This window comes from Ammoniphilus soli (assembly GCF_040813775.1).
On the sequence record NZ_JBEGDL010000010.1, the window covers coordinates 50,262 to 71,521 of the forward strand.

23 protein-coding genes and 1 pseudogene are annotated in these 21,260 nt (G+C 42.9%); 16 read left to right on the forward strand and 8 right to left on the reverse strand.

Going from position 1 to position 21,260, the window contains the following annotated elements; genetic code table 11:
- Positions 1-2: 2 nt before the first annotated feature.
- Positions 3-494: a TRAP transporter small permease gene (locus tag ABLT31_RS19160; protein ID WP_367754588.1), complete on the reverse strand. Its 492-nt coding sequence runs from the start codon at positions 492-494 to the stop codon at positions 3-5.
- Positions 495-508: 14 nt separating this feature from the next.
- Positions 509-1,540, reverse strand: a complete 1,032-nt coding sequence (locus tag ABLT31_RS19165) for a TRAP transporter substrate-binding protein (protein WP_367754590.1) — start codon at positions 1,538-1,540, stop codon at positions 509-511.
- 393 nt (positions 1,541-1,933) lie between these two features.
- On the opposite strand from ABLT31_RS19165, the gene ABLT31_RS19170 reads away from it, so the two are divergent.
- The 5 genes from ABLT31_RS19170 to ABLT31_RS19190 are packed head-to-tail and all read left to right on the forward strand — an operon-like array spanning position 1,934 to position 6,056.
- Positions 1,934-2,185, forward strand: coding sequence for a YciI family protein (locus ABLT31_RS19170; RefSeq protein WP_367754592.1), 252 nt, complete (start codon positions 1,934-1,936; stop codon positions 2,183-2,185).
- A gap of 48 nt (positions 2,186-2,233) precedes the next feature.
- On the forward strand, positions 2,234-3,181 hold the full coding sequence (locus ABLT31_RS19175; protein ID WP_367754594.1) for a fumarylacetoacetate hydrolase family protein: 948 nt from the start codon (positions 2,234-2,236) through the stop codon (positions 3,179-3,181).
- Positions 3,182-3,183: 2 nt separating this feature from the next.
- Positions 3,184-3,681 (forward strand): DinB family protein, encoded by a 498-nt coding sequence (locus ABLT31_RS19180; protein ID WP_367754596.1) that lies wholly within the window; start codon positions 3,184-3,186, stop codon positions 3,679-3,681.
- Between the two features lie 16 nt (positions 3,682-3,697).
- Positions 3,698-4,810, forward strand: coding sequence for a cupin domain-containing protein (locus ABLT31_RS19185; protein ID WP_367754598.1), 1,113 nt, complete (start codon positions 3,698-3,700; stop codon positions 4,808-4,810).
- A 43-nt stretch (positions 4,811-4,853) separates the two neighbouring features.
- Positions 4,854-6,056, forward strand: a complete 1,203-nt coding sequence (locus ABLT31_RS19190; RefSeq protein ID WP_367754600.1) for an FAD-dependent monooxygenase — start codon at positions 4,854-4,856, stop codon at positions 6,054-6,056.
- Between the two features lie 63 nt (positions 6,057-6,119).
- Here the strand turns inward: ABLT31_RS19190 and ABLT31_RS19195 are convergent, their stop codons facing one another.
- Together ABLT31_RS19195 and ABLT31_RS19200 are read right to left on the reverse strand one after the other, a co-directional pair.
- Positions 6,120-6,551 (reverse strand): disulfide oxidoreductase, encoded by a 432-nt coding sequence (locus tag ABLT31_RS19195; protein WP_367754602.1) that lies wholly within the window; start codon positions 6,549-6,551, stop codon positions 6,120-6,122.
- A complete protein-coding gene (locus ABLT31_RS19200) occupies positions 6,538-7,293 on the reverse strand; it encodes a DsbA family protein (RefSeq protein ID WP_367754604.1) in 756 nt (251 codons plus the stop codon). The genes ABLT31_RS19195 and ABLT31_RS19200 overlap by 14 nt, the downstream gene beginning before the upstream one ends.
- Before the next feature lie 176 nt (positions 7,294-7,469).
- Between ABLT31_RS19200 and ABLT31_RS19205 the strand changes: the two genes are divergently transcribed.
- The 5 genes from ABLT31_RS19205 (at position 7,470) to ABLT31_RS19225 (ending at position 11,587) form a co-directional block, all read left to right on the forward strand.
- The gene (locus ABLT31_RS19205) at positions 7,470-8,564 is read left to right on the forward strand and encodes an AbrB family transcriptional regulator (protein WP_367754606.1); all 1,095 of its coding nucleotides are present in this window, start codon (positions 7,470-7,472) and stop codon (positions 8,562-8,564) included.
- Positions 8,565-8,618: 54 nt separating this feature from the next.
- Positions 8,619-9,416 (forward strand): ATP-dependent sacrificial sulfur transferase LarE, encoded by a 798-nt coding sequence (larE, locus tag ABLT31_RS19210; protein WP_367754910.1) that lies wholly within the window; start codon positions 8,619-8,621, stop codon positions 9,414-9,416.
- Positions 9,417-9,625: 209 nt separating this feature from the next.
- On the forward strand, positions 9,626-9,919 hold the full coding sequence (locus tag ABLT31_RS19215) for a hypothetical protein (RefSeq protein WP_367754608.1): 294 nt from the start codon (positions 9,626-9,628) through the stop codon (positions 9,917-9,919).
- Between the two features lie 106 nt (positions 9,920-10,025).
- The gene (aceA, locus tag ABLT31_RS19220) at positions 10,026-11,306 is read left to right on the forward strand and encodes an isocitrate lyase (RefSeq protein WP_367754610.1); all 1,281 of its coding nucleotides are present in this window, start codon (positions 10,026-10,028) and stop codon (positions 11,304-11,306) included.
- Between the two features lie 137 nt (positions 11,307-11,443).
- Positions 11,444-11,587 (forward strand): hypothetical protein, encoded by a 144-nt coding sequence (locus ABLT31_RS19225; RefSeq protein WP_367754612.1) that lies wholly within the window; start codon positions 11,444-11,446, stop codon positions 11,585-11,587.
- Between the two features lie 157 nt (positions 11,588-11,744).
- Here ABLT31_RS19225 and ABLT31_RS19230 read toward each other — a convergent pair whose 3' ends face one another.
- Entirely contained in the window at positions 11,745-12,191 is a 447-nt protein-coding gene (locus ABLT31_RS19230; RefSeq protein WP_367754614.1) for a MarR family winged helix-turn-helix transcriptional regulator, read from the reverse strand.
- Between the two features lie 121 nt (positions 12,192-12,312).
- Here ABLT31_RS19230 and ABLT31_RS19235 point away from each other — a divergent pair.
- Together ABLT31_RS19235 and ABLT31_RS19240 are read left to right on the forward strand one after the other, a co-directional pair.
- Positions 12,313-12,741, forward strand: a pseudogene (locus ABLT31_RS19235) (iron chelate uptake ABC transporter family permease subunit); the annotation flags it as partial.
- 8 nt (positions 12,742-12,749) lie between these two features.
- Entirely contained in the window at positions 12,750-13,019 is a 270-nt protein-coding gene (locus tag ABLT31_RS19240) for a nitroreductase family protein (RefSeq protein WP_367754616.1), read from the forward strand.
- A 119-nt stretch (positions 13,020-13,138) separates the two neighbouring features.
- Here ABLT31_RS19240 and ABLT31_RS19245 read toward each other — a convergent pair whose 3' ends face one another.
- The 3 genes from ABLT31_RS19245 to ABLT31_RS19255 all read right to left on the reverse strand — a co-directional run bounded on the left by ABLT31_RS19245 (position 13,139) and on the right by ABLT31_RS19255 (position 16,467).
- Positions 13,139-14,599: an aldehyde dehydrogenase family protein gene (locus ABLT31_RS19245; RefSeq protein WP_367754618.1), complete on the reverse strand. Its 1,461-nt coding sequence runs from the start codon at positions 14,597-14,599 to the stop codon at positions 13,139-13,141.
- Positions 14,600-14,927: 328 nt separating this feature from the next.
- Entirely contained in the window at positions 14,928-15,677 is a 750-nt protein-coding gene (locus tag ABLT31_RS19250) for an IclR family transcriptional regulator (RefSeq protein ID WP_367754620.1), read from the reverse strand.
- 25 nt (positions 15,678-15,702) lie between these two features.
- Positions 15,703-16,467: an IclR family transcriptional regulator gene (locus ABLT31_RS19255; protein ID WP_367754622.1), complete on the reverse strand. Its 765-nt coding sequence runs from the start codon at positions 16,465-16,467 to the stop codon at positions 15,703-15,705.
- Positions 16,468-16,616: 149 nt separating this feature from the next.
- Between ABLT31_RS19255 and pobA the strand changes: the two genes are divergently transcribed.
- From pobA to ABLT31_RS19275, 4 genes are all read left to right on the forward strand, one after another.
- Positions 16,617-17,801 carry a 4-hydroxybenzoate 3-monooxygenase gene (pobA, locus tag ABLT31_RS19260; protein WP_367754624.1) on the forward strand — a complete coding sequence of 395 codons (1,185 nt, stop codon included), beginning with the start codon at positions 16,617-16,619 and terminating at the stop codon, positions 17,799-17,801.
- A 429-nt stretch (positions 17,802-18,230) separates the two neighbouring features.
- Complete coding sequence (locus ABLT31_RS19265; RefSeq protein WP_367754626.1) at positions 18,231-19,307, forward strand: TRAP transporter substrate-binding protein; 1,077 nt, start codon at positions 18,231-18,233, stop codon at positions 19,305-19,307.
- 74 nt (positions 19,308-19,381) lie between these two features.
- Positions 19,382-19,867 carry a TRAP transporter small permease gene (locus ABLT31_RS19270; protein ID WP_367754628.1) on the forward strand — a complete coding sequence of 162 codons (486 nt, stop codon included), beginning with the start codon at positions 19,382-19,384 and terminating at the stop codon, positions 19,865-19,867.
- Positions 19,864-21,135, forward strand: a complete 1,272-nt coding sequence (locus ABLT31_RS19275) for a TRAP transporter large permease (RefSeq protein ID WP_367754630.1) — start codon at positions 19,864-19,866, stop codon at positions 21,133-21,135. Before ABLT31_RS19270 ends, ABLT31_RS19275 begins: the two co-directional genes overlap by 4 nt.
- The last annotated feature ends 125 nt before the right edge of the window (positions 21,136-21,260 follow it).

Genomic DNA, 21,260 nt, shown 5'->3' on the forward strand with positions numbered 1-21,260 from the left:
CCCTACGCCTCCTTCTCAGTGGTCCGGAATGTTTTCAGCACGAGGTCTAAAGAATGGATCAAGATAAAGAAAAAACCGACAGGGACACTTAAATAAGGGATAATCATAGGCAGCTGCAAAGAATTCGATTTTTGAAAGAGAATCGTTGGAGACATAATCCACTTCACAGACAAAGCAAAGATATAACAGCCAAACAGAAAGACAGCTAAAGTACTTATAACTAGCAGCACGGTCTTCAGGCGCCCCTGTACCTTATCCATAAGAATGGTCACTGCAGCGGAGCGCTGCAGTTTAATTCCCATGCTTCCTCCAATAAAGGTGAGCCAAACCAGGGAGAAAATCGCGATCTCGTCGGACCAGCTCAAGGGTGAGTTCAGGAAGTATCGAAAAGCTACCCCTGCAAATAAGGTGACTAGCAAAATTCCACAGAAAACCACAGCCAACACTTTTTCAAATTTAAAAATCAAGTCACTAAGCCTGTGAATCAGGACCACAATTTCTCCTCCTTTTATTGGTTAGCTTCTAAGAAAGCCTTGATCAAAGGATCTTTTTCAGCATATTTTCTTTGGATGTCATCTTTGACCTGATTAAAGGCGGAAGTATCGTCCAATTCTTTAATCTCAATCCCCAGCTTCTGCAATTCTTCTAAATTCTTTGTTTCCCGTGCAATCGCTTCCTGTACACCCCAATCTACTGCTGCTTTCATCGCACCATTAACGATTTGCAGGTCTTCTTGGGATAGCATAGCTTGGCTTGCCTTACTCATGACAACGACCGATGGAAAGGTCATATGATTCGTTAAAGTCAAATGTTTGGCCGTTTCATAATATTTTTCGGTAACCAACGCATCTAAGTCGATGTCAATTCCATCAATGACGCCAGTTTGAAGGGAGGTATACATTTCAGGCAAAGGCATTGGCGTAGGGCCCGCTCCCAAAGCGGTCCAGAAATCTTGAATAGCCGGGCTGCCCAAGATACGGACTTTTTTCCCCTTGGCATCTTCAGGAGTACTTACGCTGGATTGTTTCATGAGGATATGGCGGTTTCCGGCAAACATAAAATCCATTCCAACCATTCCTTGGTTATCCAATGCTTTTAGCATTTCTTTAGCGGGCTCTGATGTTCTTGCTTTCGTCGCATCTTCTAAGTTGTCAAATACAAAAGGCATAAACCAAGCATTTAAAGATTCTAGGCGAGTGCTCATATACCCATTGGTAATGAAGCCAAAATCGATAGCACCTGTTTCAATTTGCTGAACCATGTCTTTTTCTGGACCTAATTGACCGGCAGGATAAATCTCTACCGTCATTCGACCTTGTGAACGAGTTTTAAGCTCATCCGCAAATTTTTCTGCTGTTGCATGCCATACATGAGAAGGCTGGGTAATATGGGTTAACTTAAACTTATACTCGGAGCTGCTGGAACCGCTTGAATCGGATGTCGTGCTCGGTTCGCTTCCACTGCCGCAAGCTGTAAGAAATAGAGAGGCGCAAAGGCAAGTAGAGATAAGAGAAGTAAATTTTCTTCTTGATATTTTCATAGTAATTCCCCTCCTGATTGGTTTTCTGTTTAGAAATGTAATCCCTTACAGACGTCTAATTGCTTAATGACGTACTGATCTCCCCCTTAATCTTCATCTTTTTATCGAAATGGTAAATCAAGTTCTCTAAAATTATAATACAATCTGTGGATTTTTTGTCAACAGCATTGTTAGGAAGTTTTTTAAGGTTTCTATATTAGTAAATTGGGATAACAATCAGATAAAGTTAAAAAATAAAGTGTCAAAAAAGTATTTATGTTTCCCTATTGACAATTGTGGCTAGATAATTTTAGAATTAAATCATAAATAGTAAACGTTGTTCACTATTTAGATAATAATGTGATAGGTGAACAACACGACCTTTAAAATAGAAAAAACAATTGGAGTGATCACATGAAGAAATACCTTGTTTTCATTGAACGAAAGGAAACCTTCACGGGTAATTCCATTCCAGAGCACCGCACTTTTATTCAGAACCTGCGCGAGAGCGAGGCTTTGATATCTGCCGGCGGATTTTCGGATCAATCTGGAGGAGCTTATATTGTTCGAGCTGATAACCTGGATCAGGCATTAGAAATGGTTCAGAAAGATCCAATGTATCAGGAGGGTGCATGTACTTATAAAGTGAAAGAATGGCTAGCCTAGGCTACTATCTTATACATTAAAAAAACATGAAAAAGGAGATTAGAAACGATGAAATTAGTGAGCTTTAGTTATGAAGGGAATACAAGAATTGGCACGATTGTAGAGGACGAGAGAGTGATTGATTTAAACTATGCTTACCTTGCCCAGCTTGAGGCAGAAGGACAAATCAGGGCAAAACAGATTGCGGAAGCTTTCGTTCCTTCCGATATGGTTGAGTTTTTGCAAGGTGGAGATCAGAGTTTAGAATTAGCTAAAAATGCGGTTCAGTTTATTAAAGAAAATCCGCAAGCTTCCAGCCGTAAGATCATTCACCAAGTGTCCGGCGTAAAAATAGAAGCTCCTGTTTTAAATCCTGGAAAAATGATCTGTGTGGGTCATAATTACCGCGAACATATTCTTGAGATGGGTCGCGAAATTCCTCCGTATCCAGTGGTATTTGCGAAATTCAGCAATACAGTCATTGGACCTCAAGACGACATTCCGTTCTTCCCTATTTCTGAACAGCTAGATTACGAGGCCGAATTCGCCTTTGTTATCGGCAAACGGGCGAGAAATGTTTCTCAAGAGGAAGCATTGAATTATGTAGCCGGTTACACCATTGTCAATGATGTAACTTACCGTGACATCCAGCGCAGAACGCTTCAATGGCTGCAAGGGAAGACCGTGGAAGGAAGCGCTCCTATGGGTCCATGGTTAATTACCCGAGATGAACTTCAAAATCCTTCTGGATTGGGTGTTGTGTTAACTGTAAATGGAGAAGAGCGTCAGCGTACCAATACAGAAAACTTAGTGTTTACGGTTCCTTATTTAGTTCAATTCCTATCCGAATTGATGACCCTTGAACCAGGTGATGTGATTCTGACAGGGACACCAGGTGGAGTTGGGGTAGCGCGGAATCCTCAAGTGTTCTTAAAAGATGGAGACGTTGTCCGCATTGAAATCGATCAAGTTGGAGCATTGGAAAACCGCGTAAGAAAAGTAGGGGAGGGCAACTAAGCATGAGGGTACAAGAGGCCATTCAATCTATAAACTCTACCGTGGACGAAATTCTTGAGGTGTCTAAAAACGTGGAAGAATCAGCCCTCCAATGGAAGCCGACCCAAGAGGCCTGGTCCATCATGGAAGTACTCTGTCATGTGGAAGAGGCCACTCCCTATTGGCTAAACGAGATACAGCAAGTCGTTGCCGCCCCGGGCTCGGAATGGGGAAGGGGATTGCAGCACGAAGGAAGGTTGGCTGCTGTGGCTCAAGCAAGCGGCCGTTCCCTAAAGGAAGTTTTGCAAGGAATTGAAGCTTCCAAGCAAAGAGTGCAAGAGATCCTTGCTTCCATTAGTGAGGAACATTTAATCGCAGAATCCCCTAGCCGCAACCCGCGATTTGGCACGAAACCGGTAAAATTTATCGTTGATCATCTCTTAGTTGAACATTTAATCACTCATCTCAAGCAAATTAATAGAAATATTCAGCAGTTTAAAGAAGCCAACCAAACGGCATAAGGAGGGAGAGTGTTGTATGGCAGAAAAAAATGAGTTTTTTCAAAGTCAGATGGTACAAGATTTTAATAGGGACATCGAGAGGTATCATTTAGGGCCTCTCTGGAATGCGATTCCGGATTTGATGCATCAACAGCCCACGCCGCAAGCGGTTCCTTACCTTTGGAAGTGGGAGACCCTTCATGCCAAGCTGATGGAGGCGCGTGAAATTTTTACCCCTGATCGCGGAGGGGAAAGAAGAGCCATCTATTTGCAGAACCCGGGCTTGAAAGACCGCCAGCCTTGGGGCTGGGCTTCTACAACCCAAACTCTTTATGCCGCTGTTCAATTGATTTTGCCAGGAGAAACCGCTCCATCTCATCGCCATACGCAAAATGCGCTAAGATTTATTACCAATGGGTCAGGTGCTTATACCATCGTACAAGGTGAGCGGATTTTCATGGAGGAAGGGGATTACCTGATCACTCCAGGCGGATTATGGCATGGCCACGCGCATCCTGGAAACGAACCCATGATTTGGATGGATGCATTGGACATTCCGACGATGTATGCCATTGGAGGGACATTCTTCGAACCTTATCCGGACAGAATCGAACAGCCAAGCGTACCTGATAATTTTTCCTCCCAGCGGTATGCAGGCGGAATGGTTCGCCCGATCTCCGATCGTCATCCCAAAGTGGCGCCGCTAGGGTCTTATAAGTGGGCACAAACATTGGCTGCCATCGAAGGGTTAAGCCAATATGACCCGGATCCCTGCGATGGGTATGCGGTGGAGTATATGAATCCGTCGAACGGAAAAACGGCCAATCCGAATATAGCCGCTTGGATGCAAAAGCTTCCTGGAGGTTTTCATTCCAAAGCTCATCGCCATACAAGCTCTACCATCTATCAAGTGTACCAAGGATCAGGCTACTCCGTTATTAATGGGGTTCGGTTTGATTGGTCAAGAGGCGATTATTTCGTGGTGCCAAATTGGGCATGGCATGAGCATGTCGCTTTTGGCGATTCCTATTTATTCTCTGTAAGCGATCTGCCTATCATGGAGAAATTTGACGTTCAGCGCGAAGAAAGCTATGAGCAAAATCAAGGATTCCAACAAATTACGGATGAGTTCAAACCACTCCTGCCTTAACTCGGCAGGAGGATAAAATAACATTTGAAGGGAGTCAACAGATATGTCAACAAAAAGAGAATTACCATTTGTAGTCGTCGGCGGCGGCATCGGTGGCCTAGCCACAGCTTTAGGGGTAGCGGAAACAGGGCGCTCTGTCTATGTACTGGAGCAAGCCCCGGAAATTACGGAGGTGGGTGCAGGGATTCAGCTGGCACCGAATGCGACGGCGGTATTGTCTCGCTTGGGAGTAATGGACGAAATCAATAAAGTTGCGGTATATCCAGAACGTTTGGTGTTGATGGATGCCCTAACCGGAAAAGAGATTACCGCTCTTGATTTAGGGGATTCCTTTAAACAGCAATACGGCCATCCTTATATCGTACTGCATCGCGCGGACTTACAGCAGGTTTTGCTTGACGCTTGTCTAGCCAATGACAGAATCACAGTGTTAACTAACCAAGCGGTTGACAAAGTAGAGGATTTGGGTGAGAAGGCTCAGATTACTCTGGCAGATGGCACGACCTATCTATCCGACGTTGTGATCGGGGCCGACGGTATCCACTCCAAGACCCGTAAGCTGTTCAGTGACGACCAGACCGTAGCTTCTCAATATGTGGCTTATCGCGGTACCATCCCTATGAGCGAGATGACTGCCCAAGCAGGTACGAACATGGACGATGTGATCATGTGGATTGGGCCAAACCTGCACTTGGTTCAGTATCCCGTACGTCGCGGTGAGTTGTATAATCAGGTGGTGGTATTCAAGAGCACCCGCTATACGCCGGATTCCGACGATTGGGGCACTCCGGAAGAAATTGATGAGCATTTTGGCAAATGCTGCGCACCCGTCCAGCATGCTGTGACCTTTATTTCTCGTCAGCGTCGTTGGCCAATGTATGACCGTGAACCGATTGGAAATTGGTCGATAGGCAGAGTAGCTCTCCTTGGAGATGCGGCTCATCCGATGTTGCAATACATGGCTCAGGGAGGGTGTCAGGCTTTAGAGGACGCCGCTTGCTTAAGCGATTTTCTTCATGAATACGGGGATGATTACGAAACCGCTTTCAAATATTATCAGCAGGAGCGTATTCCTCGCACGGCTCGCGTGCAGCGAAATGCTCGCCTATGGGGAGAAATTCTCCACGCGGAAGACCCGATTGCTATCTTCTTGAGAAACAACATTATGGAACAGCGCGATGCGAAAGACACCAGCCATGTGGATTGGCTGTACTCCCGTCGTTATGGTGCGGCGAAGGTACGCTAAGACAATAGAATTGTAAGGGCTAGCCCTTAGTCATAAAAATGACTGAGGGCTAGCCCTTTCTGTTTACTCGTTTTTCTTCCCGATCGAAAGCAGGACCGCAATGAGAACAAATCCGATAAAAGCCAAGAACGGGATGGTAATAAAGCCAAGCCAATTGATGTATTGTCCACTGCATGGAACACCCTGGGTACAAGGAAGGATCTCTTGCATCGCCGGAACTTTCTGCTGTGCATAATGGAATAAGGAAATCCCGATTCCAATGATGCTTAATGTTTTCGCATAAGGAATAATCCCATGGTCGTTCTTGTAGGTCGCAATCCCAAGCAGGATGACCAGCGGATACATGAAGATGCGTTGAAACCAGCATAGCTTGCATGGCTCGAAGCGCATGATTTCGCTAAAATAAAGACTGCCCGCCAGTGCAATGACGGAAACTAGCCAAGCTAAATATAGTCGATATTCGGTAATGAAGCGGATCAGATTATGGTGCTTCATTGCCGGATCCAACACTTGCTTCCTGGATAATTTTTTTCAGGGATTCATAATTGAAAGTATCCTGCACAGCGACTACCTTTCCATTGACATAGATCGTCGGCGTTCCATTGACGCCGATCTGATTGGCAATGGCTTCATCGTCATTTACATCCTGGGCAAATGCTTCATTATCAATATCCTTTTTTAACTGATCGAAATCCAGCTTCAAATCAGCTTGTTTGGCAATATCAACGAGAAAATCTGATGTGGCCCAAGTAGTCCGCTCGTCCTTTTGCTGTGCATACACGGCACTATAAAACTTCCAAAACTCTTCAGGACTTTGACGGTAGACGGCTTCTGCAGCCAATGCCGCGGTTCGGGAATCTCCATTAGGACTAATGACAGGATAGTTCATGAAATACAGCTGAACTGTTCCGTTATCAACAAAGTCCTTCTTTAACTGCGTAAGAATGGTATCATTGAACTGTTTACAAGAAGGGCATTTAAAGTCTGCAAATTCAACGATCTTCACAGGGGCATCCTGTGATCCTAAGACGGGCTGCTTTTCATACTGGAATGTTTCTGCTGGGATGGTTTCAGTGGCCTTTGGTCCAGAAACGGCTTTAACAATGATCAACCCAATACAAATAACGAAAATAACGGCAAGTGTCCATCCCATCAATCGCTGCGTATTTTTTGCTTTTTCGTTTTTCACTTGCATTTGTTGTTTTTTAAGCTTCTTTGCTTCATTCTTCCTTGCCATATGTTCCTCCTACTTTAACATTGGTCTATCTCTTCTTTAATTAGTTTATCAACTATTATTATGAATGCAACACTATCTTTTGTAGTGAAGAATAAAAAGACAGCTGACTCCCTTTATAGTGTTAGTAGTGGTATAATTTTCTTTGCTTCATTTAAAAGGAATGGGGACCGCAGGTTATGAAAAAACAGTATTTTTCTATATTAGAAACAATAGGGATTGCCCTTTTAGGCGGACTCTTGTTTCTGTTCATTCATATGCCCTTACCGTGGCTGTTAGGTCCGTTAACTGTGGTCGCGATTTGGAGTCTTACAACAAGAAGATCTCTTGATTTGCCGCCTTTCGTTTTTGAGATCGCTCTCCTTATACTCGGCTATATGCTAGGGTCTTCATTCACCAAGGAAACAGCTCTTCAAATCGTATTGCAGCTCCCTTTTATGGTGGTAACAACGACTCTTATTGTATTGATCAGTCTAGGCCTCGGTGTGGTTACGGCCCGTCGGTCAAAGCTCGATCTCGCTAGTGTAGTAATCGGCAGTGTTCCCGGCGGATTAGCCCAAATGCTTGTATTAAGCAAGGAAATAAAAGGGATTGATCCAACCATCGTATTATTTACACAAGTAATCCGCGTATTAGCTGTTGTTTTTATTGTTCCATTTATCACCCTGCATGGAATAGGGGGAGAGACGGCTTCTCTTCCATCTTCGCCATCATCCAATACCATTGTGTCATCGGAAGGACAATGGTACCAATATATAATATATGGATTGGTTTCTATTTCTGGTTATTTCATTGGAAAACGTGTAGGTCTGCCCACTAGCGTTTTGACTGGGCCTCTTATAGCAACTGCGATGGTTGCAAGCTTATGGGGAGAAGCTGCACCGCCATTGCCATCCATCATCATTATTCTTTCACAGATAGCGACGGGGATCAACATCGGATTGCTAGTAAAACCCCATGTGTTTAAAAGTATAAAAACATTTGGAACGTATACAATTGGCGGAAGTATTCTTTTAATTCTATCCTCTTTGCTCATAGCCTATGGGATGACGATGGCCACCCCTATGAATCTTGCAACAGGATTTTTAAGTACAGCTCCTGGCGGTATAGCTGAAATGGGGATCACGGCCAGTATGATCGGTGCTGACATTTCTACAGTCAGCGGTTATCAGCTTTTTCGTATTCTTTTTATTTTACTAGTCATCTCACCGATTTTACAAAGATGGCTGAAGAAAAAAGAGGACAAGAATCTTAAGGAGAAACAAAGTTCTTAAGAAAGCAATGAATCTCATATTATGAACTATAACCTACGGGAAGGGTGTAATCTGATGATCATGGAAAAGTACAATGCTTTACAGAACATATTAAGGGAGATGGAGACGATCGTTGTCGCTTTTTCTGGCGGAGTAGACAGCACTTTTCTATTAAAAGCTGCTCTGGATACTTTGGGACCTGAGCGAGTACTGGCAGTCACAACGAATTCGGAATCCTTTCCTGCGGCAGAATTGGAGGAAGCAAAAAAAATTGCTATCCAATTAGGCGCCAAGCATTGCGTCATAGAAACATCTGAAATTGCCATTCCGGGCTACAAGGAAAATGATATAAACCGGTGCTATTATTGCAAAAAAAATCTGTTTCAGCTGCTTATACCGATGATGGAATCTCATGGATATAAAAATGTGGTCTATGGCTTGATTGCCGATGATCTGAGGGAACACCGACCGGGAGTGAAGGCCGCTAAAGAATTAGAGGTTAGAGGACCTTTGCAAGAAGCCGGCTTGTATAAAGAAGAAATTCGTCTATTATCTAAAGAAATGAACCTTCCCACCTGGGATAAGCCCTCTCTTGCTTGTCTGTCGTCAAGGGTCGCCTACGGGGAAGTGATTACATCGGAAAAATTAACAAAAATAGATCAGTCGGAAGAATTTATAAGAAGTCTCGGTATTCGGCAAGTACGCGTTCGAACGCACGAGGAAACTGCCCGGATTGAAGTCGAACCGAAGGATATGTCCACTGTTTTGAAAAACTATCAGGCTATCCAGCAAAAACTAGTATCATTTGGCTATACCTATGTTACTTTAGATCTTTCCGGATACGAAAGCGGGAGCATGAACAAGAAATTGTGAACATTGTAAGCTTAGTCTATTAGGACTAAGCTTTTTCTTTTGACTAGTTAAAAGGTTAATTATCTAATTATATTAGAAATAGTAGAAAAAAGGTGTAATCGACAGATATGTGGTGATGTTAGCGCTTTACACTTTGTATTATAACAGTTGTCAAATTATAATTATGTGTTATTATATAGTTAATACAGATTGAGGGAGGGTGTTACACAATGCCAACTACAAAGGCCACTGGAAAAGAATTAGTGCAGCGCTGGATAATCCAAAACGAAGGGTTAGGAAAAACAATGGATGAAATGATGGGAACCACCTTTGTATATGGAAATGAAGTATTGACCCTTGTCGCTGATGAAAAGGATTCTTTCAGAATCGAATCCCAAATAGGGCGTGTAGTTGTCTTCCGAAAAATCGATGAATTGGATTTGTCTCATTCCTGCAGAGCATGCGGACTGGAACATCACAGCCATAAAGAAGCGATAGAATGTTGTATGGATGTTGAATTGTAGTTTTTTTTTGGCCTGTCTGTTATATATCAATATATCCATATATATAACAATAGCGATGGTAATTCCCCCTCAGATTACTATATTAAAAGAATGGGAGAGATGAAAAATGAAAAGAGAAGAACAAATCCGTCAAATCGAAGAAAGCTGGAAGCAGGAGCGCTGGTTGGGTGTGGAAAGAACTTATTCAGCTGCAGATGTCGTAAAACTACGCGGTTCTGTGGTAGTAGAACAAACCTTAGCCCGTATGGGAGCAGAGCGTTTGTGGAATTTGGTCAATACGGAAGATTATATTAATGCTCTAGGGGCTCTTACCGGAAACCAAGCGATGCAACAGGTAAAAGCGGGTTTAAAAGCCATTTATCTCAGCGGGTGGCAGGTGGCAGCAGATGCTAACCTCTCTGGCCATATGTACCCTGACCAAAGCTTATACCCAGCTAATAGCGTTCCCCATGTTGTCAAGAGGATTAACCAAACACTTCAACGTGCGGATCAAATTCAGCAAGCGGAAGGAAAAGGGGATACGTATTGGTTTGCTCCCATCGTAGCGGACATGGAAGCCGGTTTTGGCGGTCCACTTAACGTATTTGAACTCACGAAGGCCATGATCGAAGCGGGAGCCGGTGGGGTTCACCTTGAGGACCAACTATCTTCGGAAAAGAAATGCGGCCATCTCGGAGGTAAAGTTTTGCTTCCCACTCAAACAGCCGTTCGCAATTTGGTAGCTGCTCGATTGGCCGCCGATGTCATGGGGGTTCCGACAGTCATCATTGCCCGTACAGATGCGAATGCAGCAAATCTGATCACCAGTGATGCGGATCCGTACGATCAAGCTTTCTTAACAGGAGAAAGGACTCCAGAAGGATTCTACTACACAAAACCAGGCTTAGATCAGGCGATTGCTCGCGGATTAGCCTATGCTCCGTATTGTGATATGATTTGGTGTGAAACATCTGAACCCAATATTGAAGAAGCTCGCCGTTTTGCAGAGGCGATTCATGCAAAACACCCAGGAAAGCTGTTAGCCTACAACTGCTCGCCTTCCTTTAACTGGAAGAAAAAATTGGATGATGAAACCATTGCCAACTTCCAGGCGGAACTGGGTAAAATGGGATATAAATTCCAATTTGTTACACTCGCCGGATTCCATTCGCTCAACCATAGCATGTTTGAATTGGCCCGTGGGTATAAAGACCGTGGAATGGCAGCATACTCTGAACTTCAAGAGGCTGAATTCGCTTCTGAAGTACATGGATACACCGCCACTCGCCACCAACGAGAAGTGGGTACAGGCTACTTCGATGAGGTTTCTCTCACGATTTCCGGAGGAAAGTCCTCGACTACCGCTTTAACTGGGTCTACCGAGGAAGAGCAATTCCAGCATTCCTAAATCAATAGGTTAATGAAAGGCGTGTCCAACTGTCAGTTTAGTTGACACGCCAATTTTTGGTTTTCGGCAATAATTCGTTTACTATTTCATCGAATTGTAATATTCTGATAGTACAGTGAGTATTGAGGGAGGTTTATATGGACTGTTCTAGGACCAAAACATTTTCAACGGAAGAGCTTGACGAAATGATGATGTTCTGCAAAGAGTTAGATTTAGATAGCGAAGAGATTCTTTTGCTGCTTGAGGCTAATGGAATGAAGAAGATCAAGGGTGGTTTTTAACCCGAAAAAGTCTGAAGGCATGTCCTTCAGACTTTTTTTGGATTACGGAATAAGATAGTATAAACTTAAACTACTTCGAATTAACATCCTTATTCCGCCTAAAAAGCTTCCTCTAAAGGTGGTCTGGCTACCTTGAGATGCTTCAATAAAGCTTTTTTTATTTGTCCTTTAAATTTTCAATCACACGATCCAAAACAGATAAGCAGACTTCCATCTCACGAAGGTCAATGCCAATGGCTGCTTCCTTTAAGGCGGTCATCACTTGGGCTATCAAGCCTTTTTGGATTTCTCTGCCGTAAGAACTTAAAAATATTAAGTTAATTCTACGATCCGTCGGATGAGGGACCCTTTTCACTAAGTCTCTTTTTATCATATTATCAATTAATCGGGATACGCTTGGTTGATCCTTGCCAGTAAGACTGGCTAAGTCATTTTGGGTAAGACCGTCATTTTCCCAAAGATGTACCATAATGGCCCATTGCTCAACGGTGATGGAAAAGTCGTTTTCCCTAAATCTTTGGTTCAAACGGTTCGTTAGAAGCCGGGAAGATTTCGCGAGCTTATGACCGAGGGATTTATCTAATCTATAATCACGATAATCCATAATTAGTCCCCTTTTTAACTTCTCATCTCATGATCATACAAAAAAATCCGCATTCCCGCAAGGATATACCTGAGTTTAACAGTTTCAAGGAAAAAAAGAGGATTGACAGTATAAGTGATACCTGATTCAAAATATTTCCTCCTGGCTGCAGGGTGATTTTTCTGTCATTTTAAAAGGTCGATACGAGCTTATATACCTGAGTATTCCGCTTGTTATCATTGCCTATCTTTATGCGAATCGGTTTACTGTGGCAGGGATGGGAGAAGAATTCTCTAAAAATTTGGGTCTCAATTACAAGCAAGTCGTCAACATCGGCCTAACTATCGTTGCCCTTATTTCATCTGTTGTCATGCTAACCGTGGGTATTATCCCGTTTTTGGGATTGATCATTCCCAACATTGTCACCCTCTGCCTAGGGGATAACCTAATGAAAAGTCTTCCACACACCGCTTTATTAGGAGCTGTATTCGTATTAGCCTGCGATATTTTAGGACGTCTCATCATTTATCCATACGAGATTCCGATTGGCCTGATGGCCCCATGTTTTTGATCGTTGTTATGAAAGAACATACTAATCTAGTAGTGAGAGAAGAGGATTATGCATCCACCAGCTGTGTTATCCATAACTTTAGTTTGCTGGCTTGGGAACAGGGAATTGGGTTAGTTTGGGAAACCTATCCTTTAATCCATGATCCAAACTTCCGCGAAGCATTAGGCATTCAACCGGGAGAAAAAGTGGTTGGCAGTCTTCATCTCGGCTATCCGGCGAGAGTTCCTCAAGCTAAGCCCCGAATACCGGCTTCAGAGCTTATAACAGAAATCTATTAGGTATAAGGAATAAGCTTGGCCATTCAGATCGGTCTATAGCAAGAGCTATTCTTAGCAAATCAGTATCGTTAGTAAATTAAAACGAGAAGCTGTCGATAATCTCGACAGCTTCTCGTTTTTTAGAATGGATATTGTCGGTTATTTGTTTGAACAGACACCCACTTCGTTACAGTGAATTCTTCGACAACCCAAGGGTTGCCAAATCTGCCTAGACCACTTGCCTTATTACCGCCAAACGGGATAAAAGGTGCATCATTAACGGTTTGGTCATTAATATGAGTCATTCCGGAATCAATTTGAAGTGCTAAGGCTTCGCCTTTTTTAAGGTCACTAGTGAAGATGGCAGAACTTAAACCAGCCTCCGTATCATTCGCTAGTGCAATCGCTTCTTCATCTGTTTCCGCTTTAATAATAGATGCAATTGGTGCGAATAACTCAGTTTGTGCTAACTTGCTAGAGTTACTTACGTCCGTAAAGACATATGGTGTCAATACATTTCCAATTCGTTGTCCTTCAAGTGCTACAGTAGCACCCTCCTGCTTTGCCACCTCAATATATTGAAGAGCTTTCTCGAGCTGTCGCTCGTTAACTAATGGCCCAATAACAATTTTTGGATCAGTTGGGTCGCCGCAAGGAAGAGACTTTGCTCTCTCAACAAATTTTTGGACAAACTCATCATACTTGTCCTTATGTACAATCAGTCGATTAATGATCATACAAATTTGTCCTTGGTGAATAAATTTACCAAATACAGCTGCATTCACTGCTTGATCAACATCAGCATCTGATAGGACAACAAACGGACTGTTTCCTCCTAATTCTAGAGCCACTCGCTTGAGGTTCTGTCCAGCGATCCCCCCAATATGCCTGCCGACAGCAGAGGAGCCGGTGAAGCTAATTAATTGAGAATGCGGGTTCGTCAACATATCATCGCCGATTTCTGTAATGTCAGTTAAAATCACGTTTAAGACACCCTTTGGAAGACCTGCATGCTCGAATGCCTTTGCGATGATGGAGCCCCCGGACAAAGCCACCTGCACATCTGGTTTATGCACAACACTATTTCCTAGCGCGATCGCAGGAGCAATGGTTCGCATCGATAGATTCATAGGGAAGTTGAACGGAGAAATGGAAGCGATTACACCAAGCGGTAAACGATGAATATGATTAAGCTTTCCTTCCACATGGCCAGGAACTTCTCTCACTTTATAGATTTCATCAGCATACTTAATCGATTCCTCTAGGAATTCTAGAGTTAAATGTAATTCCACATTGGCTTTTAGGATGGTACCGCCTGTTTCACGGCTAATAACGCTTACAATTTCTTCGCGGTTTACCTTAAGATACTCCGCAGCCTTATGCAGTACTTCTCTGCGTTCTTCAACTGTCGATTTCGCCCATTCCTTCTGAGCTTCCTTTGCGATTTCAAATGCTCCTTCCAGCTGCTTGGCAGTAGCGAGGCGAACGGAAGTGATCACGGAGTTGTCATAAGGATTTAATACGTCATACGTTCTTTCACTTAATCCCTCACACCATTCACCATTAATAAAACTTCTATTTAATTCTTCATATCGTTGCATATAATAAAACCCCTTTCATATGTATTGGTATTCAGGAGAACTATTAACTGAGTAGTTAGATAGGTTTTTACTACCTCCTTTTAGAATATAATTTATTTGCTGAATATATAAACTCATAAACCAATTATATTCATACTTAAAAGGTACGTATAGACCTTTGTTCTGTTATATGCAACACCTTTTCAATAAATCTAACAAATTCTTTTTGTTAAAGTTATTACAAAGAAGACATTATCCGGATATACAGACAGGTGCTGCCGGCAAACTAGCGGAAACTAATTCAAATAGGAATGAAAAGAGAGGAGTGCCCAGCATTCCTCTCTTTTTGCTATGTCATCATTTTTACTTGATCAGAGATCTCCTTTGCCGCCTGAACCACTAGTCGGGTTACTCGAGGAATGGCAATAGGGCTAAGTCGCTGTTTGGGACCGGCAACGGTTACGCAGGCTATCACCTTGCCCAGGTGATTTTTAATCGGTGCAGAAATGGACACGACCCCTTCGTGCAGTTCTTCTACGCTAACGGAGAAACCTTGTTTTTTGATCTCTTCTAGGCGAAGGAGAAAAGACGAGGGATTCCATACTTTCTGCAGGATAGGTTCTAGGAAGTCACGAGGCTGGTAAGCTAAGAGGACTTGACCGGAACTGGTGCATTCTGCAGGATTCCGTTTCCCGATATAGGAAAGCAATCGTACCGGATGGCTGCATTCTATTTTTGATAGATAAACAACATCCTGTTGTATCAAGATACCAATATGAGCAGTCTCTTGCGACACTTCAACAAGTTTTTGAAGAATAGGGTTGGCTTTATCAAGAAGCTTAATTCTCGATTGGATAGCATGTCCGAGAGCTAGGATGGATGCCCCTAACCGGTAGGAGTTGGTTTGCCTGTCTTTGCTGATGAATCCCTCGCTCATTAAAGTCGTTACTAGACGATGAGCTGTACTATTAGCTACACCTAAGCTTTCGGCAATTTCGTAAATCTTAAATTCCGGATCATCAATGGTGAATAAGTCCAGGACATTTAAGGCATTCTCCAGGGAGCTTGGCCTTTGGCGATGGGTTTGTGGATTATCCATATATTAGTGCCTCCTTTCGTAATAGTCAGATATATCCTAGCTGGTTTGAAAGTTCCTCAGCAGCCCTCTTCAGATTTTCTATATAAAAGGGGAATTTTCTTTCAGGCATTCTTTCTTTCGGCCCTACAACACTTATGGCTGCTATCACTTCTCCTGAATAGTCCCTTACTGGAACTGCTAGGCTGGTTACCCCCTCATGCAGCTCCTCGATGGCGAGGCTATATCCAAGCTGTTTGATTTCCTCAAAGCAGTGCAGCAATTTTGCCGGATCGGTAATGGTATTGGGGCCGTAAGGCAGTAGCTTGGATTGTAATACGCTTTCAATTACTTCTTTCCCTTGAAAGGCCAGTATGACTTTACCGGCGCTGGAACAAAAAGCAGGATTTCTTTTTCCTATATTCGATTGTAATCGAACAGGATGCTTGCATTCCACCTTATGAAGGTAGACAATCTCCTGACCTTCGAGTACACCAATATGTATGGCTTCTCCTAATTGTTCTACTAAGTGATTTAGGATTGGCAGCGCTTCTCTATGAATCTCTAAATGGGTTGTAATGATTCCGCTAAGACCTAGCAGTGCCCATCCTAGCAGATACCGATCATTTTGTTCATTCTTTTCTAGATAGCCCTTCTGAACCAAAGCAGTAACTAATCGATGCGCTGTACTTTTGCTCAATGATAAATCAGAGGCTATTTCAGTTATTCCTAACTCCGAGCGCTCTGCTGAAAATAGACGCAGGATCCTTAAAGCATTTCTTACAGACTGAATAAGATACTCACGATTTTCCATAAGCTCTCCCCATAATTTTTTCTTTCTGTTCCACATTGCAGAATTTCGATCTTCTATAAGGTACAGTTATATTATAACATTTAAATCAGAACGATTAAAAGATTCTCATTATAATTTCATTTAAAACATTTAGGAAAAGAGGGACATGTATGCGCACACAAGTTGGAATTATTGGAGCTGGCCCAGCCGGTCTGATGCTTTCTCACCTTTTGCACCTTCAAGGAATCGAGTCCATTATTATAGAAAACCGCACGCGGGAGGAAATTGAAGGAACCATTCGAGCGGGGGTGCTTGAGCAAGGAACAGTAGATCTTATGAATGCTACTGGTGTAGGGGAGCGGATGATGCGTGAGGGACATTTTCATAAAGGGATCGAACTCCGTTTCAATGGTCAAGGTCATCGAATCAACATGCATGAGCTTACCGGAGGGAAAAATGTTACCGTTTACGCCCAACATGAGGTCATCAAAGATCTGGTAGATGCCCGACTTAAAGCAGGTGGGGAAATTATTTTTAATGTCGGTGATGTAAGCCTCCACCATTTAGATACGGAGAAGCCGAAGATTCGCTTCAGAAACGATAAAAATGGGGATATTCAAGAGATAACCTGTGACTATATTGCTGGCTGCGACGGCTTTCATGGTCCTAGCCGACCATCTATTCCGCAAAGCATCCGCAAGGATTACCAGAAAGTCTATCCCTACGGCTGGCTAGGTATTCTCATCGAAGCTCCACCATCAGCTCCAGAGCTAATCTATGCCAATCATGAAAGGGGCTTTGCTCTTTTAAGTACAAGATCACCTGAGATCCAGCGTCTCTATATTCAAGTAAATCCCCAAGATGATATTGCCGAGTGGTCCGATGACCGGATCTGGGGAGAGCTTCACGAGCGTCTTGCAACCAAGGATGGCTGGAAGCTGATTGAAGGCCCCATTATCCAGAAAGGAATCATTGCGATGCGCAGCTTTGTCTGTGACCCTATGCAATATGGAAGACTATTCCTTGCCGGCGATGCGGCACATATTGTCCCGCCAACTGGGGCCAAAGGACTTAATCTGGCTGTAGCGGATGTACAGGTGTTGGCCCGCGCACTAGATTCCTACTATAAAGAAGGCAAATCCGAGCTGCTCAACCGATACACTTCGACTTGCCTGCGCAGAATCTGGAAGGCTGAGCGATTCTCATGGTATATGACTTCTATGCTGCACACTGATGATAAACATACGCCATTCGAACGGCGGATTCAGTTAGCAGAATTAGATTATGTAACCTCCTCTCGCGCAGCTGCGACAAGTCTTGCAGAAAACTATGTGGGATTGCCCATGGAATGGTAAAAATTACTTACTCATAACATAGCAAGTAGACAAAGCCTATCGGATATTGCCCGATAGGCTCATGTTTTATATCTTCCTTTCTACTGTAGCCATAACAAGAGTTGCAGATGCAAGAACTGTTTTTTTGTGAAATACTATAATTTTTTCTTGATTAATGGTAGAAAATCCAAAAAATATTTTCCTTTTGTTGCGCATACAAGAACATGAGTGTTGCATGATAAACATCTAAGAATTATTATAAATCTAAGCAATTAGAAAAAATAGTTAATTTGAATTATTGAACAAAAAGCTATTTGAATGAGCCGTAGTGAAATCGCATTCAAGAAACAGGTTCAAGCTAGAAGGGGGGCAAAAGGAACTCTAAGGTAGGAGTTACAGATTTTTTCTATTGTTTATATTATTTTACATAATATAGGAGGGTTACTAGATATGAAAAAACTGAGAGGTTCCTTTAAAAGCGTGTTAGCTGGTTTTGCTACAGCATCTTTATTAATCGCAACGGCTTGCGGTGGCGGCGGAACAAGCAGCACTACAGTGCCAGCAGAAAACAAACCAGCTGAAACAGCGCCAAAAGCCGAAACCCCTGCAGCTGGCAACTATGAACCAATGACCTTGAAGCTGGGACACCAATCTCCGGAAGCGACCAATGCTCATCAAGCATCCTTAAAATTAAAAGAGTTAGTAGAAAAGAAGACCGATGGTAAGGTCAAGATTGAAGTTTATCCTTTTAGACAATTAGGTACTGACCGCGAACTGATGGAATCGATGCAGTTTGGCAACTTAGATCTGGCTTTGATTAACAATGCGCCAATCACAAACTTCGTACCCGAATTTGCCGTGCTGGACGTACCATATTTGTTTGGGGATTGGAATCATATGGATAAGTTTATTCAGTCTGACATCTATAGGGAGTTATTAAAGACTTCCGACACGGCCGGAATGAAATCTTTTGGCATGTATTCTCGGGGCCATCGCCACGTAACAAGCAGTAAAGCGCCGATTGCTAATCCGGACGATTTTAAAGGGATGAGACTTCGGGTAATTGAAAGTCCTCTTTATGTAAGCGGTTATCAAGCTTTGGGAGCTAACCCTCAAGCGATGAACTGGCCGGATGCGTTTATGAGCATGCAGCAAGGAGCGATTGACGGACAGGAGAATACCATTGATATCATTCATGACGAAAATGTATTCGAGGTTCAAAAGTATGTGTCGAAAACAGGAGTAAACACTGCTTTTGGAGTCATCATGGGAAGCAAGCAAAAGTTTGATACATGGCCAGCAGAGGTTCAGCAAATCATTCAAGAATCGGCAGACGAAGTCGTGATGGAAATTAACAAGATGAACCAGGAAAAAGAAGCTGAATTTGAGCAAAAGCTCAAGGATAAGGGAATGGCTTTCAATGAAGTCGATCAAGCACCTTTCCGTGAGTTGACGAAAGGGGTCTACGACGAGTATGTCAAGGCCAACGGGGATAAGTTTGTAAAACCGATTGAAGACCTGAAGTAAGCGAAGTTGACAAGGATGTCTCATAACAAAAAATGAGGCATCCTCTCCTAATTTTCAGTGAAGGAAGTGAAAGGATGAAGTTTTTAGATCAGTTCAGTGAAGGGTTAAATCGGCTGGTGACTTTTGCTATTACCTTCTTACTTGCATGGATGACAATTGTGTTGGTCATTCAAGTAGGCGCAAGATATCTTTTGTCTTCCGGTATGCCCTGGACGGAAGAAATGGCTCGTTTTGCTATGATATGGCTGGTTTTCCTCGGTGCCACGGTTATGTCCAAAGAAGGAAGCCACATTTCAATTACGATTTTGGAAGATCGATATCCATCAATTAAACCATGGTTAGTTTCAATCCAAAAAATATTTGGAATCGTATATTTAATTATCATAGCATGGATCGGGATGGACGCCATTCAAGTGGTTTCAGCGCAAGTATCAGCCAATATGCGGATCTCTATGGGTATTATTTACGCCATTATTCCTGTTTCCTTTATTATTGCGCTCGTTCATATGGTAGTGGATTTTAGGAAAAAAACGAAAGCTGCTGAGGTGCATACATTATGATGGTTACGTTGTTTTTTCTGAGTGCTTTTATCCTGCTAGTCATTGGTATGCCGATTGCTACAGCTGTTGGCCTTTCTTCTCTGCTCTATATACTTCTTTCTGACATCCCTGTCATGATTGTCATCCAAAAGCTTTTTTCCAGCATCGATTCCGCGCCGCTTCTTGCGATCCCCTTTTTCACTTTGGCTGGTGGTTTAATGCTTACTGGCGGACTGGCAGGCCGATTAATCAAATTGGCAAATTCCCTGGTAGGTAATTTAAGCGGGGGACTCGGCATCGTAACCATTCTAGGCTGCATGTTCTTTGCTGCTATTTCCGGAAGCTCCATTGCCACTGCGGCTGCTTTAGGCAGCATTATGATTCCTGCAATGGTAAATAAGGGCTATGATCGGGAATTTGCAGGAGCGATCGTCGGGGCCGCGAGTCCTTTGGGCGTTATCATTCCTCCAAGCATTACCTTTATCATTTACGCATCCATCACGAATACATCGATTAAGGACTTATATACGTTGGGTATTCCAGCTGGTATTATCATCGGAATTGCGCTTATGATTGTGGCTTACGTTGTTTCCAAGAAAAATGGCTACAAGGGAACAGATGAGCCTTTTAGTATGAAGGAATTCATCAGTGCATTGAAAGATGCATCCTGGGCATTGGGTACTCCGATCATTATGGTAGGGGGAGTTTTCGGCGGAATTCTTACACCAACAGAATCTGCCGTTGTAGCTGTGGTATACGCCATACTCGTAGGTAAATTTATTTATAAGGAAATGCCTTTGAAGGATCTTTGGCCCATTTTCCGGGATTCAGCCAAGTCTACTGCTTCGGTAATGTTTATTATTTGTAATGCAGCTTTATTTGCTTATGTGTTAACGATCGAACAGATTCCACAATCCGTAACGAAAGGATTATTAGCGTTATCGGATAATGCGATTATTCTTCTGCTCATCATCAATATCATACTTTTGATTGCTGGAACTTTCATGGAAACGATCGCAATTCTGGTTATCATGGTTCCTATGTTTATGCCAGTTGTTCAGCATATCGGCATGGACCCTGTATTCTTTGGACTAATTGTGATTATTAACACCGCTATAGGCATGTGTACGCCTCCATTTGGTCTATGCTTATTAACAGCAGGCAATATTGGAAAAGCCAATACGGAAAAGCTCATAAAACAATCTGTCGTACCGATATGCGCCATGATCCTTGCCTTGTTTATCCTAACGTATTTCCCAGATTTAGTTATGTGGACAATAGAAAAATAAGAACAAGAGGTTCCTGAATAGTCGTCTATTCAAGGAACCTCTTGTTATATAACGCTATCTGATTAAATAAGAAGGGGATCAAGTATAGAAATTTCTTTGGAAAAGCCCTAGAAATTCAAGGTAAG

What these genes read in the sequence shown, in the direction of transcription:
- aceA (WP_367754610.1), top strand. Translation starts at nt 10,026, where the DNA reads ATGAAAAGAGAAGAACAAATCCGTCAAATCGAAGAAAGCTGGAAGCAG.
- ABLT31_RS19165 (WP_367754590.1), bottom strand. Translation starts at nt 1,540, where the DNA reads ATGAAAATATCAAGAAGAAAATTTACTTCTCTTATCTCTACTTGCCTT.
- ABLT31_RS19200 (WP_367754604.1), bottom strand. Translation starts at nt 7,293, where the DNA reads ATGGCAAGGAAGAATGAAGCAAAGAAGCTTAAAAAACAACAAATGCAA.
- ABLT31_RS19185 (WP_367754598.1), top strand. Translation starts at nt 3,698, where the DNA reads ATGGCAGAAAAAAATGAGTTTTTTCAAAGTCAGATGGTACAAGATTTT.
- ABLT31_RS19275 (WP_367754630.1), top strand. Translation starts at nt 19,864, where the DNA reads ATGATGGTTACGTTGTTTTTTCTGAGTGCTTTTATCCTGCTAGTCATT.
- ABLT31_RS19170 (WP_367754592.1), top strand. Translation starts at nt 1,934, where the DNA reads ATGAAGAAATACCTTGTTTTCATTGAACGAAAGGAAACCTTCACGGGT.
- ABLT31_RS19265 (WP_367754626.1), top strand. Translation starts at nt 18,231, where the DNA reads ATGAAAAAACTGAGAGGTTCCTTTAAAAGCGTGTTAGCTGGTTTTGCT.
- ABLT31_RS19245 (WP_367754618.1), bottom strand. Translation starts at nt 14,599, where the DNA reads ATGCAACGATATGAAGAATTAAATAGAAGTTTTATTAATGGTGAATGG.
- ABLT31_RS19255 (WP_367754622.1), bottom strand. Translation starts at nt 16,467, where the DNA reads ATGGAAAATCGTGAGTATCTTATTCAGTCTGTAAGAAATGCTTTAAGG.
- ABLT31_RS19205 (WP_367754606.1), top strand. Translation starts at nt 7,470, where the DNA reads ATGAAAAAACAGTATTTTTCTATATTAGAAACAATAGGGATTGCCCTT.
- ABLT31_RS19250 (WP_367754620.1), bottom strand. Translation starts at nt 15,677, where the DNA reads ATGGATAATCCACAAACCCATCGCCAAAGGCCAAGCTCCCTGGAGAAT.
- ABLT31_RS19195 (WP_367754602.1), bottom strand. Translation starts at nt 6,551, where the DNA reads ATGAAGCACCATAATCTGATCCGCTTCATTACCGAATATCGACTATAT.
- ABLT31_RS19225 (WP_367754612.1), top strand. Translation starts at nt 11,444, where the DNA reads ATGGACTGTTCTAGGACCAAAACATTTTCAACGGAAGAGCTTGACGAA.
- ABLT31_RS19180 (WP_367754596.1), top strand. Translation starts at nt 3,184, where the DNA reads ATGAGGGTACAAGAGGCCATTCAATCTATAAACTCTACCGTGGACGAA.
- ABLT31_RS19175 (WP_367754594.1), top strand. Translation starts at nt 2,234, where the DNA reads ATGAAATTAGTGAGCTTTAGTTATGAAGGGAATACAAGAATTGGCACG.
- ABLT31_RS19190 (WP_367754600.1), top strand. Translation starts at nt 4,854, where the DNA reads ATGTCAACAAAAAGAGAATTACCATTTGTAGTCGTCGGCGGCGGCATC.
- ABLT31_RS19230 (WP_367754614.1), bottom strand. Translation starts at nt 12,191, where the DNA reads ATGGATTATCGTGATTATAGATTAGATAAATCCCTCGGTCATAAGCTC.
- ABLT31_RS19240 (WP_367754616.1), top strand. Translation starts at nt 12,750, where the DNA reads ATGAAAGAACATACTAATCTAGTAGTGAGAGAAGAGGATTATGCATCC.
- pobA (WP_367754624.1), top strand. Translation starts at nt 16,617, where the DNA reads ATGCGCACACAAGTTGGAATTATTGGAGCTGGCCCAGCCGGTCTGATG.
- ABLT31_RS19270 (WP_367754628.1), top strand. Translation starts at nt 19,382, where the DNA reads ATGAAGTTTTTAGATCAGTTCAGTGAAGGGTTAAATCGGCTGGTGACT.
- larE (WP_367754910.1), top strand. Translation starts at nt 8,619, where the DNA reads ATGATCATGGAAAAGTACAATGCTTTACAGAACATATTAAGGGAGATG.
- ABLT31_RS19215 (WP_367754608.1), top strand. Translation starts at nt 9,626, where the DNA reads ATGCCAACTACAAAGGCCACTGGAAAAGAATTAGTGCAGCGCTGGATA.